Source organism: Alishewanella agri BL06 (assembly GCF_000272005.1).
GTDB classification, from domain to species: Bacteria; Pseudomonadota; Gammaproteobacteria; order Enterobacterales; family Alteromonadaceae; genus Alishewanella; species Alishewanella agri.
In genome coordinates this window covers 119051-138162 of record NZ_AKKU01000025.1, presented here as the reverse complement: position 1 = coordinate 138162, position 19112 = coordinate 119051, and the positions used below count along the sequence as shown (strand labels likewise).

At 51.1% G+C, this 19112-nt stretch carries 17 protein-coding genes; 6 read left to right on the top strand and 11 right to left on the bottom strand.

The genetic code is table 11. The features are described from left to right. Positions 1 to 13: 13 nt before the first annotated feature. Positions 14 to 292 (top strand): hypothetical protein, encoded by a 279-nt coding sequence (locus AGRI_RS12920; RefSeq protein ID WP_008985350.1) that lies wholly within the window; start codon positions 14 to 16, stop codon positions 290 to 292. 87 nt (positions 293 to 379) lie between these two features. On the opposite strand, the gene AGRI_RS12915 is transcribed toward AGRI_RS12920, so the two are convergent. After that, a complete protein-coding gene (locus AGRI_RS12915) occupies positions 380 to 2341 on the bottom strand; it encodes a methyl-accepting chemotaxis protein (protein ID WP_008985349.1) in 1962 nt (653 codons plus the stop codon). Positions 2342 to 2518: 177 nt separating this feature from the next. Between AGRI_RS12915 and AGRI_RS12910 the strand changes: the two genes are divergently transcribed. Beyond that, on the top strand, positions 2519 to 2923 hold the full coding sequence (locus tag AGRI_RS12910) for a hypothetical protein (RefSeq protein WP_008985348.1): 405 nt from the start codon (positions 2519 to 2521) through the stop codon (positions 2921 to 2923). Positions 2924 to 2950: 27 nt separating this feature from the next. Here the strand turns inward: AGRI_RS12910 and AGRI_RS12905 are convergent, their stop codons facing one another. The 8 genes from AGRI_RS12905 to ubiT form a co-directional block, all read right to left on the bottom strand. Then, on the bottom strand, positions 2951 to 3454 hold the full coding sequence (locus AGRI_RS12905) for a hypothetical protein (protein ID WP_008985347.1): 504 nt from the start codon (positions 3452 to 3454) through the stop codon (positions 2951 to 2953). Positions 3455 to 3544: 90 nt separating this feature from the next. After that, the gene (locus AGRI_RS12900) at positions 3545 to 4369 is read right to left on the bottom strand and encodes an ATP-binding protein (protein WP_008985346.1); all 825 of its coding nucleotides are present in this window, start codon (positions 4367 to 4369) and stop codon (positions 3545 to 3547) included. Between the two features lie 13 nt (positions 4370 to 4382). Beyond that, positions 4383 to 9155 carry an EAL domain-containing protein gene (locus AGRI_RS12895; protein ID WP_008985345.1) on the bottom strand — a complete coding sequence of 1591 codons (4773 nt, stop codon included), beginning with the start codon at positions 9153 to 9155 and terminating at the stop codon, positions 4383 to 4385. 8 nt (positions 9156 to 9163) lie between these two features. Next, entirely contained in the window at positions 9164 to 9520 is a 357-nt protein-coding gene (locus tag AGRI_RS12890; RefSeq protein WP_008985344.1) for a response regulator, read from the bottom strand. Continuing rightward, positions 9513 to 9893 carry an Hpt domain-containing protein gene (locus tag AGRI_RS12885; RefSeq protein WP_008985343.1) on the bottom strand — a complete coding sequence of 127 codons (381 nt, stop codon included), beginning with the start codon at positions 9891 to 9893 and terminating at the stop codon, positions 9513 to 9515. Before AGRI_RS12885 ends, AGRI_RS12890 begins: the two co-directional genes overlap by 8 nt. Next, positions 9874 to 10848 (bottom strand): response regulator, encoded by a 975-nt coding sequence (locus AGRI_RS12880; protein ID WP_008985342.1) that lies wholly within the window; start codon positions 10846 to 10848, stop codon positions 9874 to 9876. The genes AGRI_RS12885 and AGRI_RS12880 overlap by 20 nt, the downstream gene beginning before the upstream one ends. 226 nt (positions 10849 to 11074) lie before the next feature. Further along, positions 11075 to 12436: an oxygen-independent coproporphyrinogen III oxidase gene (gene hemN, locus AGRI_RS12875; RefSeq protein WP_008985341.1), complete on the bottom strand. Its 1362-nt coding sequence runs from the start codon at positions 12434 to 12436 to the stop codon at positions 11075 to 11077. 27 nt (positions 12437 to 12463) lie between these two features. Next, the gene (gene ubiT, locus AGRI_RS12870) at positions 12464 to 12991 is read right to left on the bottom strand and encodes a ubiquinone anaerobic biosynthesis accessory factor UbiT (protein WP_193353438.1); all 528 of its coding nucleotides are present in this window, start codon (positions 12989 to 12991) and stop codon (positions 12464 to 12466) included. A gap of 108 nt (positions 12992 to 13099) precedes the next feature. Between ubiT and ubiU the strand changes: the two genes are divergently transcribed. The 4 genes from ubiU to AGRI_RS12850 all read left to right on the top strand — a co-directional run bounded on the left by ubiU (position 13100) and on the right by AGRI_RS12850 (position 16778). After that, positions 13100 to 14092, top strand: a complete 993-nt coding sequence (ubiU, locus tag AGRI_RS12865) for a ubiquinone anaerobic biosynthesis protein UbiU (protein ID WP_008985340.1) — start codon at positions 13100 to 13102, stop codon at positions 14090 to 14092. A gap of 3 nt (positions 14093 to 14095) precedes the next feature. Next, positions 14096 to 14968: a U32 family peptidase gene (locus AGRI_RS12860; RefSeq protein ID WP_008985339.1), complete on the top strand. Its 873-nt coding sequence runs from the start codon at positions 14096 to 14098 to the stop codon at positions 14966 to 14968. Positions 14969 to 15021: 53 nt separating this feature from the next. After that, a complete protein-coding gene (gene mog, locus AGRI_RS12855; RefSeq protein ID WP_008985338.1) occupies positions 15022 to 15558 on the top strand; it encodes a molybdopterin adenylyltransferase in 537 nt (178 codons plus the stop codon). A 392-nt stretch (positions 15559 to 15950) separates the two neighbouring features. Further along, positions 15951 to 16778, top strand: coding sequence for a MipA/OmpV family protein (locus tag AGRI_RS12850; protein ID WP_008985337.1), 828 nt, complete (start codon positions 15951 to 15953; stop codon positions 16776 to 16778). A gap of 89 nt (positions 16779 to 16867) precedes the next feature. Here the strand turns inward: AGRI_RS12850 and rnk are convergent, their stop codons facing one another. Next, positions 16868 to 17272, bottom strand: a complete 405-nt coding sequence (rnk, locus tag AGRI_RS12845) for a nucleoside diphosphate kinase regulator (RefSeq protein ID WP_008985336.1) — start codon at positions 17270 to 17272, stop codon at positions 16868 to 16870. Positions 17273 to 17375: 103 nt separating this feature from the next. Continuing rightward, a complete protein-coding gene (locus AGRI_RS12840; protein ID WP_008985335.1) occupies positions 17376 to 19112 on the bottom strand; it encodes a bifunctional protein-serine/threonine kinase/phosphatase in 1737 nt (578 codons plus the stop codon).

Sequence of the window (19112 nt, the reverse complement as noted above, 5' to 3'; positions counted from 1 at the left end):
AGAGGAACACCCCATGAGTGCTAAACCCGATCTGGCTACTGCGATGCAGCTACTGATCAGCGAGGTGAAGCAAAGCCTCCCTCTATACGAACCCGCCACCTATGTCTGTGGTATCACCAACAGTGACTGTCAGGGTTGCCCGAAAAAAATGCTGGAAATGGTCGATTCTGAGCTATGTTTTTGGGAAAGCGCACTAAAGCAAGGCCGCATCCCGAAATTTGATGAGCTACGTCGCTTTGGTAAGCTATGTCAGAGTGTACGCCGCAATCTGGTGCGCAATAAGATTTTATAAGTCTTAGCGTATCTGGCACCGATGCTCGAACCTATGGCATGAGGAGAAGTCGGCTCCGACCAGTACAGCAATCGGAGCCCTTTAGCATTAGGCTAATTTAAAGCGGCCAATTAGGGATTCTAACTGCTCCGCCAATCTTGCCAGTTCGCGACTGGTCACCGCGGTTTGTTCGGCGCCGGCGCTGGTTTGTACCGCCACATCGCTGATACTCAGCACTTTCTGATTGATTTCATCAGCCACTGTGGTCTGTTCTTCAGCAGCAGAGGCAATCTGGATATTTTTATCATTAATACCACTGATCCCTTCCAGTACTTCACGCAGAATACGGCCGGTTTCATTGACATTACTGGTACCCTCTTCGGCTTGCTGCAAGCTTAAACGCATGGCTTCAGACGCCTTGACTGACCCTTGTTGTAAGCCCTCAATCATGCGCTGAATTTCGCCGGTTGATTTGGCGGTGCGCTGCGCCAGGGTACGAACTTCATCTGCCACTACGGCAAAGCCCCGACCTTGTTCGCCGGCACGGGCCGCCTCAATCGCCGCATTTAACGCGAGCAAGTTGGTTTGTTCAGCGATGCCGCGGATCACATCCAGCACTGAGCTAATGGCATTGCTATCCTGTTTTACCTGTTCAATCACCTGCGCGGTACCACTGACTTGCTGTGCCAGGCGCTCAATCAGTGCGATCGTCTGCTGTAGTTTTTGCTGACCACTACCGGCATTTTTTTGTACTTGCTCTGACAGGGCCGCCGCTTCAGCCGTACTGCTGGCGACATCACGCACCGTAGCACTCATTTCATGCATCGCGGTGGCGACCAGTTCCGTGTCCTGCTGCTGTTGCTGCACGCCTTTACTGGTTTGCAGTGTCACGGCCGAAGATTCCTCTGCTGCAGTGGCGACCTGCGCGGTGGCCGAACCAATTTCCTGCATCACGCCTTGCAGCTCATCGGCCATATTGTTGGCATACAGGGCGATACGGCCAAACTCATCCCGCCCCTGATATTGGCTGCGTTGTGTCAAATCCCGCTTCGCCAGTGCCGTCATAACCCGCTCAATTTCCTGTACCGCCAAACGGATATTCCGGGCAATCAGCACGGTCAATATGCCTACAGCCGTCAAGGCCAACAAAATGACCAGCGCCAGCATCACCAGGCTCTGCCGGGCTTGTGCGGCCAGCACCTTGGCTTGGGCTGCAATCTCAGCACTTAACTCCCGCTCATAGGTCGTAAGTTGGTTGATCCGGCGGCTGGCTATATCAAACCAGGCACCATCATCAACACCCAATGCCTCGCCAAGCGGCACGGTAAAAGCCAACTGCTGTAACCGGCTGACCTCGGCAAAGCTCGGATCCTGCTGTATGGCTTGCACCCGTTGCAGCTGTGCTGGTGCCAGTGCTTTTAAGAAGTTCTCTTCGTAAGCATTAAAGGCGCCGAGGTTATTGGTAAAGCGGGTTAATAATTCAGGGGTAAAGCTATTACGACTAAATGCCAAACCGAGGATCGCTCGTTCACGCCCGGCGCGCTCTTTCATTTCAATAAACTGGTTAAGTAAATTCAGTTGTCTGGCCATCGCCAGATGGGTCAGGCCGGCTTCTAACTGTTGGTTAAAATCCATTAATGCCCGGATCAGACTGGTGTAACGCTCTGCCGATTGGTTGGCGCTAATGCCAAAGCTATCCACTTGCTGGCGCAGTGCAGTTAATTCGCTAAAACGTTGCTGTAGCTGTAATACCTCCGGCTGGCGGTGCTGTTGAAAGCGAGCCAGCTGCTGGTCACTGCTTTGCCGTAACTGACGCAACCGGTCAGTAAAGCGTTGCCCCTGACTATTGATCACCACGCCACTGGCGCCACGCTCCGCTTGCAACGCGCCAATTAGCTCGCCCATCGCCACACTGACCTCTATTGCTTCGCCTACCTGCTGTGCCACCTGCACCTCCTGCAGCCGGTTCATTAGTTGGCTACTGGCCAGCCACAGTAATAACAGCACCGGTAAACTGAGTAACAGCATTAACTTACGACCGATGGATAAATCGCGGATAACTTGCTGCATAGTGGCCTCTTAGGTAAAAAACACCTACGCAGTATAGGTTAATTTGACCCTAAAGCCTTAAGCGCAAAATAGGCTACCCCCTCAGAGGTAACCCAGACTCACCTTTGCCGGATAGTCGTTACGCTCCGTTGTTGTTAGCATAGGACGAAATTTCCCAGCGTACTGCAGGTTATTGCGATGAATATTGAAAGTTATCAGGATCTAATCCAAGCCGCCCAAGCACAAACAGAACCGCAGCGCTTGTTGTTTGTGTTTGCCAGAGCAGAACTCCCCAACGGCTATACCGAAAACCAAAAGCAGCATTTTGAGCAAGGACAGGGTGGTGCACTGGAACCCGTGTTATGTGTCGATAAACTACCGCAGGATGTAGCGAACTTTCAGCAACTCGTCGAAGAATCCAGGCATACCGGCTTTAATTGGGATATTGCTTTTGTTTCAGCTTTAGGCGGCCGTGGTGGTTTTCCACCGAATAGTGATGAAGCGGTGCAACCACTGCAAATGATGATGCAAAAAATTCAGGGCGGCATGATTGCCGACTTTCTGACCTTTGACAAAAACGGCGAGCTGGTCGCGCTCTATTAGGGCTCGTTCTGCTCTGTGCCGGTTAGCCTAACGTTTAGACGGCCTGTAAGCAGGTTGGCGAAAGCTACACAACAACGAATCAGGCCCCATCAGTTTAGCCTGCAACAGTAAGGCCTGCAGCTCCTCCAGCGCCAATTGCACCTGTGACAGCTGCTCGTAAAAACTCACCGCAAAGCTGCACGTCAATGCCCGGCTTTGAATAGAAAGCAATTCCGAATCAGCTAACTGCCAGCGCAACTGCTCGGCAAATTCTCTGGCTGCAGCGAGTGGCCGCAAGGTGATCACTAACCATTCTTCCTGATCCGGGTTAAACAGCAACTTCTCTCCTACCTCCAGCTGCTGTTGTAAAAACTGCTGAAAGCGCTCAGTAATCAGCCCCGAAATAGGTAGTTCATTGAAGTGGTGCGCCTGATCTAAGCGGTCTGGGCTAAATAAGATTAAACTGGCCCGGGCCGGCCAGAGCTCTGATGTATTTTTTTGTGGACCTAACGTTAACCAGGATAGCGTTTCCGTTTGTATACACAGGTTCATCCTTGATGTTTCCCCTAAACGATTAAAGTCTAAACAAACTTAGTTCAGAGTCGTCTTTTTTACTACTAAAGAGGTAGAAAAGTGGCAAGCTTATGGACTTGTAACAGTACGTGGGATCTTGACGGTAAAACAGCTGCCAACGCCAGGCGTACTCTGTACCTCTAATAACCCTTTATGTTTTTCCACAATGCTGCGCGATAACGCCAAGCCGAGGCCAGTGCCCTGACCTTTTGGCTTGGTGGTATAAAAAGGCTGAAAGATTTGCTCTAATTGCTCTGCTGCTATGCCCGGTCCGGTATCGGCAACACTAAACCACACCCACTGCGCGTCGCAGCCGGTACTGATGGTAATAATGCCACGATCGACAATTGCCTGGGCGGCATTCACCAGTAAATTCAGCAATACCTGATTCAGCTGCGACGGAATACAAAATACCGGCGGCAATTCGGCAAACTGCTTCACCACTTCAGCTTTATATTTAATTTCATTGGCAACAATATTCAGGGTGCTCAGGATCCCCTGCTGCAGATCGGCCATGACAAACTCGGCCTGATCGATATGCGAAAAGTCTTTTAAATCGCGGATAATTTCAATCACCCGTTGCAAGCCCTGCTCAGATTGCTGCAATAAATTGGGTAAATCCTCGCAGATATAATCAAAGTCAAACTGGCTTTTTAGCAACTGACTTTGCGCCGGCGGTAGCTGCTCGCTTAAGCGCTGCACCAACAGCGTCAGGCTATTGGTATAGTCTTTTAGTACTGCCAGATTAGACGCGACATAGCCGATAGGATTATTAATTTCATGCGCGACGCCTGCCGCCAGCTGGCCAATTGAGGCCAATTTTTCTGAGCGTACTAATTGCTCGGTAAGCTCAGCCAGCTGCTGCTTTAATACCCTGATGTCCTGATCTGCCACCTTGTCTGCTCCGTTACTCGCCAGCACTCTGCAGATGCTGCTCGCGATAGCGCCGGAACGCCGCAGCAATCTCCGTTTTTAACTCATCATCCTGCCAGGGTTTGGTCATAAACTTATAGATAGCACCGCGGTTAATTGCTTCGGTAACCGAACGTAAATCAGTATAACCAGACAGCACGATCCGCACGGTATCCGGATACATTTCTTTGACCCGGCTTAAAAACTCAGTGCCATTCATCTCCGGCATCCGCTGGTCCGAAATAATCACCTGCACCTGATGTATTGCCAGCAATTCCAGGGCTTCTGCGGCACTGCTGCAACTGAGTACCTGATACGGCTCTTTGCGCAGCAACCGTTTTAGCGAGTGCAAAATATTTTCTTCATCATCAACCAGCAACAAGGTTTGCTGTGTTGCCGCAGTATTATGACTCACCGGGGCATAGCGGATCAGAAACTGCTCCAGCTGTGCCCCCGGCATTGGCCGGGCAAAGTAGTAGCCTTGTAACTCGTCGCATAAACTTTTGGCCAGGAAGCTGGCCTGGGCTTCGGTTTCAACGCCTTCCGCTACTACCCTGACCCCGAGCTGATGCGCCATTGCAATAATGGCGCGGCTGATGGCGGCATCGCGCTGATCAGTCACTAACTCACGGATAAAGCTGCGGTCAATCTTCAGTTTATTAATCGGTAACCGTTTTAGATAACTGAGGCTGGAATAGCCGGTACCAAAGTCGTCAATGGCAATACTTACCGCCAGTTTCTTTAGTTGCTGTAACTTGGTCACCACCTGCTCAATATTTTGTAGTAACAATGACTCGGTTAACTCTAGCTCAAACCAACGCGGTGCCAACTGCTGCTGTTGCAGTGTTTGCTGTAACTGTTCGACAAAGCCAGGGCGCTGGAATTGCAGTGAGGACAGATTCACCGCCATCACCAGATGCGCAATACCACGTTGTTGCAATGACGCATTAAAGGCCGCCGCTTGCTCAATCACCCACTGCCCGATCTCCACTATTAGTCCGGTTTCTTCAGCCACCGGAATAAATTCATCCGGACCTATCATGCCATGCTCTGGGTGTGGCCAACGCAGCAGGGCTTCTAAACCAATTAAGCGGCCGCTACCCGCTTCAACCTGCGGTTGGTAATACAGTACAAACTCCTGATTAGCGACCGCCTTTTTCAACATAGCGCGTAAATTCAGGCGCTTGTTCAGACTGGTTTCCATTTCCGCCTGATACCACTGATAGTTATTACGGCCTTGCAATTTAGCCTGATACATCGCTAGGTCGGCCTGTTGCACCAGCTGCATGGGTTCGTCAAAGGCATTATCGGTCAGGCTGATACCAATACTGGCAGTGATTTGTAATTCCTGTTCCTCGACGAGGATCGGCCGTGCGATAATAGTCAGTAAGTGCTGCGCTAAGGCATTTAAGGCCTCAGTTTCCCGCAGATCAGGAACCATTAATACAAATTCATCACCACCCAACCGCGCCAGCGTATCACCAGCGCGCAGTTCGGCCTTTAAACGATAACTGATTTGCCGTAACACCTCATCGCCTACGGCGTGGCCTTTACTATCGTTAATCAGTTTAAAGCCATCTAAATCAATAAACAGCACTGCCACCTTTTCCTGATGCCGGGCACTGATTTTACAACTTTGGGTCAGACGATCTTTAAGCAGACTGCGATTGGGCAAACCAGTCAGTAAATCGTAGGAGGCATTATAGGCAAGTTCCTGCTCATAATTTTTTTGCGCGGTAATATCGGTTTGAATGCCAATATAGTGCGTGATGACCCCTTGCTCATCCGGCACAGGCGCCAGGAACAGGTTATTCCAGAAAATACTGCCATCTTTACGGTAGTTTTTTAGTACTACACTGCATTCCTGGCGTGCGGCTATCGCATGGCGAATTTGTTTAATGGCTAATTCATCACGCTCAGTGCCTTGCAAGAAACGGCAGTTGTGACCAATGGCCTCATCACTGCTATAACCGGTCAGGCGCTCAAAGGCATAATTAACGTAGGTTACCGGCATATCCGGCCAGGTAATGTCTGCAATCACTACGCCGCTGGAGCTGGCATCCACCGCCCGCTTATATAACCGTAATTGCTTCTCGGTTTGTAGTCGCTGCGTCACGTCCTTGGCCATGCCAATCACCCCGGCAATCCGGCCATCAATATGGGTTGGTACGATGGTGATCTGTAATTCCAGCTGCTGGCCGCTGTGATTCAGAATACTGGCTTCAAAGCTTACCGCTTCACCCGCCAACGCCCGGGCGAAATAGCCGGCCACTTCCGACAACTGCTCCGGTAAAATTACCCGGCTAAAATGCATTTGCTTCAGCTCCGCCTCAGTCCACTCTAGCAACCGGCAACCGGCAGCATTAATCTGACTAAAGAATCCGCTCTCGCTCAACACATAGACCGGGTCTGGATTATATTGATACAACGAGCGAAAACGCTGCTCACTCTCAGTCAGTAGCCGCTTTTGCTGGGCGCGCTCAATCGCCATCGCCGCAAAACGGCTACAGCTGAGCAATAACTCCAACTCCTCACCCGACGGCGCTCTGGCTTCCGTACAATAGACGGCAAAGGTGCCCAGCACCTCATCCTGTAGTGAGACCATCGGAATGGCCCAACATGCCTTTACCTGCTCGGCCAGTGCTACCGCAGCACCGCGCTGCCATTTGGGATCGGTAGCGATATTTTCGACAATGACCAGACTCTTTTGAAAGGCCGCAGTACCGCAAGACCCGGTGTTGTCGGCAATCGGTAAGGTGGCAAAAAATTCGCGGTAGGCTTCGCTAAACGACGGTGCCGCAATCATTTCTAACTGCTCCCCGACTTTAAGCATCATGCTGGCCCGAAAAACAGGATTTTGCCGCTCCGCCAGCAAACAAATCTGTTGGATAATCTCTGCCAGCGGTTGTTCATTAGAGATTAACCGCAGGACTTGCTGTTGGGCTTGCTGCAACTGCTCTGCTTTTACCAGTCCGGTAACATCCCGCGCCACCGCGTACATAATGCCAAGACTGGGCACATAACGCGCCGACCACATCAGGTAGACAATTTTGCCATCTTTACGCAGATAACGATTACGGAAATACTCGGTACGCTGGCCATTGATAATATTGTTGGCTTCCTGCTCGGTAAGCACATGATCGTCGGGATGCACAAAATCCATAAAGGCGCGGCCGGTCAGCTCTGCTGGGGTATACCCCAACACCCACTCACAGGATCGACTTAACTCCAGAAAGTGACCTTGCTGGTCGACCATACAGAGAATATCGCCGGAGTTATCCATAATCTGTTGATGCTGTAACTGCAAACGGCGTTGGATGCCAAGACTATGCTGAGTGCGACGGTTTGACGTTAATAAACGGCTTTGCTGGCGTTGCAATAAACGCTGATACTGTTGACTGAGCAGGGCCAGCACCACCACCAGCCAACCGGCCAGCAGCACGACTTCGGCAATCTGCCGCACAAAATCCAGTTCACTGTCTAGATCACGATAAAGCTGCAACCGCCATTCTAAGTCGCCGAATAACACTACCGGATATTCGCCGAGTAAAAAATATTGCCGCTCAGCCTGACGCTGGTCGATTAACGGCTCGGGCAAGTCCTGATACGCCACCTGCACCGCGTAGCCCGGTGCGACCATCACCGGCAATAGTTTGGTGATCACGTCACGAAAATTCAGACTGGCCACTACCTCACGCAGCGCCGAGGCATTGGGCTGTGGCAGCAACGCCCGCACAAAAGTATGGTCAACCCGGCTATCATAATAAAAACCAACCTCCGGACGGCGGCTGTTGCTTGCTAATACTGAGGGTACTGGCTTAGCAACACTTAGGTATTGATCAAACCAGCGCCGATCTTCATCACTGTCGCTAATCGATAATTGTAATTCATTGTTGGTATTGATGATTGCCAGATAATCGAGATAGGCAAAATCTCGCAGATAACTGCTTAGCTCCAACTCGAGTTGTTTGGCACTGTAAGGGGTTTCTGAACTGGCCAGGCGATCGGCTAAGCGATAGATCAAGCCTTGTTGCTCATTAAAAACCTGATTTAGTTGCTGTTGAAAGGCGGACAAGGTGTTATCAATCACATCTCTTTTTACTTGCCCTAACTGGTGCATAAAATTCAGCCAGAGCAAGACCGCAAAACTGGCTAATAGCAGTGCCAACCAACTGCCCGGATTACCACGCTGTTCCTGCCAGCGAAAGCGACCACTAAAGCGCGCACTTAAGCCAGCAATAGCCGCAAATAGTAATAAAATAGCCGAATTCATCGCGACAGAGGGGGAAACACCGAAGGCGTAACCAAACAAGGTACCGGTGTCTTGCCAAATCACGGCAACCACCAGTATCAGTAATAGCAGATGACACAGCAGTGCCAGATAAGCACTCCAGCGTTGCTTTTTACCCAGCCAGCCCAGCCAACCCAGAAGTAATAAGCCCCAAGCCAGGTATTGTAAGGGCGGAGTTTCTAACTGCTGTGTCGGCTCAGCAATCAGGCTCTGACTCAGCAGATAACCCAGTAACAGTAGCCAGCACACCGCAACCAATTGCCATTTTCTGGTAATAACCGCCACTAGCAATAAGACCAAATAGGAAAACAGCAGCAGTGAAGAAAAAGGTAAAATCACGGTGTAGTTGTCGGCATCAGCATGAAATAGCTGATCGAGAATAGCCGTCAACGCGCTGAGTAATAATACTGCGGTACTGGCATAAAATAAGCTGTAACCCAGCATGGGGCCAAAAAAGCGGGCAGACCGATTTTGCATTAATCCTCTCATGCTGGCTCCATTAACGCCTGTAATGTTGAGAGTAATACTGCCTTACTACAGGGTTTCTCCAGCAAACTGTGGGCTGCCACCCTGGCAGCCGGCTCTACCAAGTTAAGGTTGCCACTGATTAATACCCGCTTAATCGCCGGATGTTTTTTAACCAACTGCTGTAACAGCTCGCCTCCGGTCAGGGCCGGCATTAACTGATCAGCGACGACAATATCTACCGACTGCTGGCTTAAAAAATCCATTACCTGAGCACTGTCGGTCAGGGTATGACACTGAAAAGGACTCTGGCGCAACATACGGCGATAGGCCTCCAGCAATAACAGCTCGTCATCAACAAAGAGTACGTTAAACACCAGCTACTCCTAATTGCTTAAGTTGTTGCCGCAGCTGTTGCTGTAATTGTTGCCAGCAGTCCGAAAAAGTGACCAACAACGGGGCCAGCGCGTGTTCGTCAGCATTCCGGGCGGCCAGCTCCAGCTGCCGGCAAAGTGCAGCCAACTGCGTGGCGCCGGTAAGGGCGGCGATCCCTTTCAGGCTATGGGCGGCAGCGGACAAGGCCGGAAGATCTCGTCTTGCACTCGCTTCTTTGATCGATTGAATATAGGGCGGTGCGGCTGCCAAAAAACCGCTTAGAGCACTCTCTAACGTCTCCCGACTATCGTCACCGTACATCTCGATCAGGATGGCAAGATCGAGAATTGCCAGCTCAGTGCAGGCTTGGCTCATCTTCTGCTTCCGTCTTATTAATCAAGGGTCGGTTACAGGTTTGCATCCACCAATAGGCCAGCTTCTTTAGTAATGCCAGCACCTGCTTGTGATGCTTTACATTCACTTCTGCCAGCTCCGCCATCAACGCCTGCAGCTTTTGTAGTCGCTGCTGTAACATACTCCAGAACTCCGGGCGTTGCTCACGTTGCTGCATGGTTTTAGCGATATGAATCAAATAGTCAGCGGCGGCGCAGGCGCGCTTACGTTCGGCATCAATGGCTACCGTTTTGCAATTATTGATAAACACATTATGAAAACAGCTCAGGTTATAGGCTAAATTTCTTAAACGCCGATCCAGCTGAAAATAGCCAGTGGTCGCATCCTCTGGCCAGTGCAGAAAATCGCGTTTTTCGACTTTATTACCCTGCTCATCCAGCTCCTGCTCTTCTTGCTCGGCTTTTTGCTCCAGCTCCCGCACTATTGCTACCCGAAAACGATGCTGCCCTTCTTCATCATTAGGTTCTTTCGGCGCCTCCAACCGTTGTTTCATTTCAGCATAATGGGTAGCTGGCTGGATTAGCTTTTCATGCTGCAAATGATGTTGAATTTTTTTGCTGAGCTGCACCGCCGAAACCGGCTTCGCCAGAAAGTCGTTGACGTCAAACAAAATACATTGCTGAATCAGCTCCCGATAGGCATTGCCTGAGAACACAATAATCGGGATATCGTGGGCCGTGGTGGTAAAAGCACCGGAGCGGACCCGAGACAGCAAGTCGAGCCCACTCGGCCCTTTTAGCTCTATATCGGTGATTAATAAATCGATGGTTTCATGTTCCAGGATCTCGCTGGCGGTTTTGGCATCCAGCGCTTTAAAAGCTTTGCAGCCCGGCACTTTATTGGCCACGCCATAGAGAAAATCGCACATTAGAATAACGTCATCTAACACCAGGACGTTAAAGTTTTTTAGTAGCATAAAAGGGTGTCTATCCTTGTCCGGATCATACAACGAAGCGTGTCAGACCATAGCACTGCACCAGGCAGCTATCCTTGCTGTACAGTATATACGCAATAGCGGATCTCTGCCGACGCATTTCCGGGCTGCTGATTAGCTTGGATGCAGAATCAGGAAATTATTAAGCTTAAACGAAATTATGCTCGTCTAAACACCACCTTAGCAACCACTGAATAGTAATAAAGTATTACACAACTTTGGAGTACCTTTGCTGCCCTTGCTGCAGATAGGCATCAAAACAGGCACAGATACTGCGCACCCAGAGCCGGCCGGCGTCCGTTACCCCGATCCGCTCGGCATAGACCTCTACCAGACCATCCTCCATAAAGGGCTTAAGCAAACTCAGCGCGCTGTCGAAATACTGCCAGAAGCTCGGCAACTGCCACTGCTGGCTAAAGGCGGCAATATCCAGCTCAAAATGGCAGATTAACTGGCTAATTAGCGCCGCACGTAGCCGATCATCTGCCGATAACACAAAGCCGCGCTCAACCGCCAGCTGCTGCTGGTTTATCGCGGCATAATAGGCCGGCAAGTCTTTGCTATTTTGCCACAGCACGCCGTTTACCTGGCTGATACTGGATACGCCCAGACCGAGCAACGCATCCTGCCCTGCCGTGGTATAGCCCTGAAAGTTACGCTGTAAATTACCGGCTTGCTGGGCTTTGGCCAGCGCATCATCTGGCTTGGCGAAGTGATCCATACCAATAAACTGATAACCGGCTGCCACCAGCTGTGTGATCGCCAGTTGCATCAGCGCCAGCTTGGCTGGCGCATCCGGCAAACTGCTACCCGGAATTTTGCGCTGCGCGGCGAAGCGTTCCGGTAAATGGGCATAGCTAAATAATGAAATACGATCCGGATCAAGCCGAATAATTTCAGCGACTGTCTCGGCAAAGCTGGCTGGCTGTTGATAGGGTAAACCATAGATCAGATCCAGATTGACCGAACTAAACCCCAGCTCGCGACATAATGCCACCTGATGCCGGATCAACTCAGTGTCCTGCACCCGGTTAATCGCAATCTGGACTTTTTCGTCCAGATCCTGCACGCCAAAGCTAACGCGGTTAAAACCCAGTTGTTTTAAATGCCGCAGTTTGTCGTCGCTGCAACTGCGTGGGTCAATTTCAATACTGATTTCGGCAGCCGGCAAAATCGTAAAGTGCTGGCGTAACAAAGCCATTAAGCGACTAAGCTGCGCTTCGGTTAAAAAGGTCGGGGTACCACCGCCTAAATGCAGCTGATTAATCACTTTTTGCTGCAGATGCGGGCGATACAGCGCCATTTCTGCCGCCAGCGCATCGAGATAGGTATCGGCTTTATGCTCATGACGGGTAATCACTTTATTGCAGCCGCAGTAGTAACACAGCTTATGGCAGAACGGGATATGCAGATACAGGCTTAACTCTGAGCCACTGCTGGCCAGCGCCTGAAACAATGCCGCCTGCGGAAAGGCCGTGTTAAGCGCCAGCGCGGTTGGATAAGAGGTATAACGCGGCCCGTTAATATTGTATTTGGCGATTAACGCCGCGTCCCACTGAAGTGTCTGCATCTGCTGTCTCCGGAAAACTCAGGACAATTATAAGCTGCCAGGTACTGTAGCAGTTTGATCTGCCGCAACCTCTGCCGTTGCCAACAGACTTTGCCAGCTTAGCAGCAAGGCCGGCAGTGGCGGCGGCAAGCGGCTTAACTCAATAGTATCGAGCAGATTCTTGCAGTACAGTCCCAGCTCGGTATCCCCTAACATACTGAGGCGACGTCGGAAAAATAAGGTATCCGGATCGACTTTGCCGCAGATCAGATCCAGAAAATCCTGACTGCTGGCTTTAATCAGCAGATCCTGCTGCACAGATGCAAGTTCAACCTGTAATTTGTTGTTTTTTAAAGTTATGGCAAAGCTCAGTTGCCAGTCGCTTACCTGTAACACTAAGTATCGCTGTGCCAGAAAATCCAGACTGCCGGCAGTTAGCTCTGGCTGAAAAAACTTATTTAGCAGCAGCGTTAAGCCCTGCTGCTGCACACGCTTGGGCGTCAGCTGTTGCACCCGCTGCGCCAAAGTAGGTAGCAGCGCTACCAATTTATGACTAACCCTTTTAATATCAAACATATAGAAGCCACCCACCAGCTAAATTCCCTATAATAAAAGCATAGTTCTACGGCGCTGCCTATAGCCTTTCCGGGGTACAGCAGGCAGGGTCACAGTAATGAGGCTGATATGGAGTTACTCTGTCCGGCTGGCAGTATGCCGGCAGTCAAAGCAGCAATTAGTCAGGGGGCCGATGCGATCTATGTCGGCTTAAAAGATGACACCAATGCCCGGCACTTTGCCGGCTTAAACTTTACTGAGTCGCAACTGACTGAGGTTGCCCGCTATGTGCATCAGGCGGGGCGTAAATTGCATGTGGCCATTAATACCTTTGCTCACCCCGCGGCTTGGTCGCGCTGGCAGCAGGCGGTCGACAGTGCAGTACGGGCTGGCACCGATGTACTGATTCTGGCCGATATGGCAGTGCTGGCCTATGCCGCCGAACGCTATCCGCAGGTTGAATTACATCTGTCGGTGCAGGCTTCGGCCACCAATGTCGCCGCCATTGAGTTTTACCGGCAATTTAATATCCGCCGGGTAGTATTACCACGGGTGCTTTCGATGCAACAGGTGCGCGCGCTGGCCCGCAGCTGTGATATCGATTTGGAAGTCTTTGCCTTTGGCAGCCTGTGCATTATGGCTGAGGGGCGTTGCTATCTGAGCTCTTACTTAACCGGGCAGTCACCGAATACCGCCGGCGCCTGCTCACCGGCGGCCTTTGTTCGCTGGCAAGAGCAAGACGGCGTACTGGAGTCGCGCTTAAATGAAGTATTGATTGACCGCTTCGCCGCGGATGAAACCGCCGGCTACCCGACCCTCTGTAAAGGACGTTTCAGAGTCGATGCCGATACCTACCATGTGCTGGAAGAGCCAACCAGCCTGAACACTCTGGATTTACTGCCACAGCTCTATGCCGAGGGCATTAGCTCACTGAAAATTGAAGGCCGGCAGCGCAGCCCGGCTTATGTTACCCAGATCACCCAGGTTTGGCGGGCGGCTATTGATGCGGTAATGCAGGATCCAGCGCATTTTCTGGTGCAACAACACTGGCAGCAGGTGCTGAATAATCTGGCCGAGGGCAACCAAACCACCCTCGGTGCCTATCATCGGAAATGGAAATAACCTATGCAATTTTCACTTGGCCCGGTACTGTATTTCTGGCCCAAAGCACAGATGCTGGAGTTTTACCGCCAGGCCGCCGACTCAGCCGTGGATATTGTTTATCTGGGCGAAACCGTTTGCAGCAAAAGACGCGAGCTAAAACTGGAAGACTATCTTAAGCTGGCGCATATGCTGCGCGAAGCCGGCAAACAGGTGTGTTTATCTGGCATGACGCTGTTGGAGTCACCGTCTGAACTGCGCGAGCTGCGCAAGTACGTCGATAACGGTGACTTTATGCTGGAAGCTAATGATGTTGGCGCTATTGCTATGCTGTACGAACAGGGTCTGCCCTTTGTCGCCGGCGCCGCCATTAACTGCTATAACCAGCATAGCCTGCGCCGCTTAGTGGGTATGGGTTTATTACGCTGGGTAATGCCGGTTGAACTATCCGGCGACTGGCTACAACAGGTGTTAGACGAGGGCATTATTCAGGATATCCGCGATTGCTTTGAAACCGAGGTATTTGCCTTTGGCCATTTACCACTGGCCTGGAGTGGTCGCTGCTTTACCGCCCGCTCCGAGAATCGCGCTAAAGATCAGTGCGAACTCTGTTGCATTAAATATCCGCAGGGGCGCACTGTGCATAGCCAGGATGGTGCTCAGGTGTTTGTGCTAAACGGTATTCAAACCCAATCTGGCTATCGGTATAACCTGATTAATCAGCTACCGACTATGCAGGGGTTGGTTGATGTAGTACGGTTAAGCCCTGAGCCCGAGGGGACCTTTGCCTGGTTGAATAGATTTAAGGCGAACCAGCATGGCGCCGCGCCACAACAACTGAGTGATACCGACAGTAATGGTTATTGGCTAAAGCTTGCAGGGATGGCGACGGGCTGATGTTGAATGATGAGTGTTGAATGTTGAATGTTGAATTTTAATCCGGAGCGCAGATGACGCAGCAACAGGCAAAAATTGGCATTGTTACGGTAAGCGACCGCGCCAGTGCCGGTATATATGAAGATTTATCCGGCAAGGCGATAATCGATACCTTAACAGAGTATCTAAGCAGCGACTGGCACGCCGAGTACCGTTTGATCCCGGATGAACAACCACTGATTGAACAAACCCTGATAGAACTGGCCGAGCAACAGGGTTGCTGTTTAATTGTCACCACCGGCGGTACCGGGCCGGCCAAACGCGATGTCACGCCAGAAGCCACTGAAGCCGTCTGTGACAGGTTGATGCCGGGCTTTGGTGAGCTGATGCGTCAGGAGTCGTTAAAGTATGTGCCAACCGCTATTTTATCACGGCAAACGGCGGGCTTACGTGGCAACTGCCTGATTATTAACTTACCGGGCAAACCCAAGGCAATCCGCCAGTGTCTGGATGCGGTGTTCCCGGCGGTGCCTTACTGCATCGATCTGATGGACGGCCCTTATCTGCAGTGTAACGAAGCGGTGATACAGGCGTTTCGGCCTAAAGGCTAGCAGTTGGCAATATCAGCAGCCCCCCAAGCACGATCAGCCTTAAATTCTTTACTTCTTACTACTTTCATTCATCTTCTCCGCAAATGGCCGCTAAGCCAATCGTATGACACCTGAATGAAACATCGCCACGAAGCTGCTATGTCTGGCTTGAATTGTTCGGCCATCGCAACGTTAAAACTTACATCAACTTATGGATACAACGGGTATAGGTGAAAAAAACAGATTACAGCCGACCAATCCAGAATATCCGCTTTTGGTCTAGACTAAAATTCTAAGCTAGCTGAGCGCGCCATTAAAAACATGACAAACAATGATCTTTACGCAATAAAACCCGTAAACGCTAGCGTATAGATAAGTTGGCATTTTGCTAAATTGGCATAGGAAAGCATGTTATGAAGACATTACTCGTGTTAGGTACCGCCCTTGTTATGCATAGCCTGCTGTTGCCGGCAGCGGGCGCACAAGAAACAAAAACCGCTTTGGTGCCTCTGCCGTCTATTGATGATTTTAGTCGGGGTAAAGATGGCTGGAGTTTTGGCTTAGGTGCAGGTATTGAATACGAAACCGCCTACGAAGGCTCGGACGAATTTGGTTTGGAGGTTGAACCGGCAGGGGGCCTGCAATGGCGGCGCGGTAATGATGTGTTCTTTTGGGTCGGTGAGGCCATAGGCTGGCGTGGGTTGCGTGCGGATACCTGGCTGTTTGAAGCCCTTATTGGCTTTGATGAAGGTCGTGCGGAAAGTGATTCTAAAAAAGGCTACCTGGATGGGCTAGGTGAAAGTGACGAGGGCTTTGAATTAGTGCTGCAAACCCGTCGCGCCTTTGATCGGGATTGGCGCTATTGGCTGGTTGGCCGGCTTGTCACCGGCGGTGATGGCAATTTGGGTTTGTTTGGTGTGGGTCGTCGCTTTGGCGAGAAGTTTGATGGCTCGGGCTCTGAGGTGAATATTGTTGCGGTATTTCACGACAGTGAATATGCCAATAAAGATTTCGGTATCACCGCTGAACAGTCGGCAGCATCGGGCCTAGCTGCAACCAATATGAGCGGCGGTTATCGCTCTATCGGTATCAATTACAATTATCGTCACTACGTAAACGATAACTGGCAGATTTACGGCGAAGCACTGTATGAACATTTTAGCAGTGCTGTCCGCAAAAGCCCGATTGCCCGTGGTGACTTTGAAGCTGAGGTAGGTATCGGCTTTATTTACGTGTTCTAAGTGCTATTGGCTTAGAGCAGTCTCAGCTCGCGACTCCGCTACGTTAAGCGTAGCGGAGTCACAGAGCAGAGTAACAGTTGGGATTACGCTTAACGTTGTTGCTCGCCAGCGCGCTCTGGTTGGAATAATACTTCCAGAATTTCTACGGTGCGGCTTTGTCCATGCGGCATTGGCCATTCCAGCGACTGGCCCACAGCCAGACCGAGCAACGCACTGCCAACCGGTGCGAAGATCGAAATTTGCTCGTCATGTTTCAGTTCATGCGGGTAGACCAGGGTTTTCTGAAATACCTTGTCATCCCCGGCAAACTTAAAGCGCACCGTTGAATTCATGCTAACCACATCGGCAGGCAAGTCGGCCGGCTCCACCACATTTGCCCGATCCAGCTCGTCTTCTAACTTTTCCAACTCCGGGGTAAGCCGGGGCATTTTTTCTAACAGCGCCTCAATCCGATCCATATCTAAACTGGAAACGACGATAGGTGTAGCTGACATATGACACTCCCAAGTAAAAAAGAAAAAAGCCCGCCGGCTAACGCCGTCGGACTTTTCAGAATTTAGGCAGTTATACCCCTGCCACTGCGAAAAAGCAAGCACACTAACGCCTGAGTAAAAATAACCAAATCACCAGTAGCAAGGTAATAAACCAGAAACCGGATAAGAGCTGCCAGAACAACAGCGGGTTAGATTTACTCTGCTGTTTCACTTCTTCATGCAAAAACGCCGGATTCGGTTGCTGTAAGTCGGTCAGTAACTGACTGATAGTTTGATAACGGTAACTCAGATCCAAACTAACCCCCTTTTGCAGCGCCCGGTCGAACCAGGTTGGGATCAGCGGGTTAAACTGGTTAGCGCTGCGATAACGCAGCCGGTCATAGTCGCTTGCCACCCGACACTCTTCTACTGCCGGCCCATAGGGCAGCTGCCCACCGCTAAACAACTCATAAGCGATGGTCGCCAGCGCATAGACATCGCCCTGCACACCGGAATTATGCCCCAGTAAATAATGCGGATCAGAGTAAGTCGCCGTACCCAGCGCACCTTCATGGTGTAGCGGGCTGTATATTTCGGCCAGGCCAGCAACATACACCGAGCCAAAATCTACCAGCTTTAAGTTGCCATCAGCCAGCCGCATAATATTGCCGGGTTTTAAATCCTGATGGATAGCGCCCATACGGTGAAACGCCTGCAAGCCTTCGGCGATTTGTTTGACCAGCTTAATTGCTAAGGAGGGTTTCAGCGGTTGCGGCTGGGCGGCAAACCAAATTTCCAGGCTTTGCCCCTGCAGATGCTCCATTAAATAATATAAAAAAGTCCGCGGCCGGCTTTGCCGGATCACCTGCACTACGCGCGGCGACTGGATCCGCAGGCCAATCCACTCTTCGCGGATAAAGCGGTCGATATAAAGCACATCATCAGCAAAGTTTTGCGACGGGCTTTTTAATACCAACTGTTCGGCTGTGGCTTCATCTTCCACCAGATACAAGTGGCTGCGACTACTGGCATAGAGCTCGCGCAGCACCTTATAGCCATCCAGCTTCATGCCCGGACTTAATGCCGGCGGAAAGGGTAAGCGGGTCAACTCTGAGCTAAGGTCATCCAGACTTTGCCCCGGCAACTGCGTGATGTCGACCACTATGGCACTGACATTATCATCACTACCATTGGCCAGAGCCCGGTCAAGCAACTGCCGGCTACATTGCCCGGGATCTGCAACCGTCGCTAACAGCTGTGTTAGTTCGGCTGGCTGTAAAAAATCGTGAATGCCATCAGAGGTCAGTAGAAAACGATCACCAGCCTGCAGCGCCAGCGAGCCCTGCTGCGCTTCAACCTTGGCGTCCATCCCCAGCGCCCGGCCTAAGAACTGCCGCTGCTCTGATAACACTGTAATATGATCCTGGGTTAATTGTTGCAGCGCACCGTCACGATACAGATAAATGCGGCTATCACCGATATGAAAAAAATGCGCGGTACGTGATTTCAGTACCAGCGCGCTAAAGGTACATAAATAGCCCTTTTGTTCATGAGCAAACTTATGGCTGAACTGATACAACTGATTATTGATGGTCGCCAGTAATTGCCCGGCACTGTAGGCGACCGACCAGCTATCCGGGGTTTGCGGATATTCCTGACAAAATCGCTCGGTGGCGAGTTTACTCGCCTGAGCGCCCGCTTCAGCAGTACTGACACCATCGGCCAGAACAAAGCAGGCGCCTTTGTGTTGCAGTATGTAAGCGGCGGCGGGCAGCTGGCAAGCCACTGCATCCTCATTGGCCGCTTTAATACCGGCCTCGGACAAGGCGCCAAACTGAAGTTGCAGTGCTAACTCTGCCAC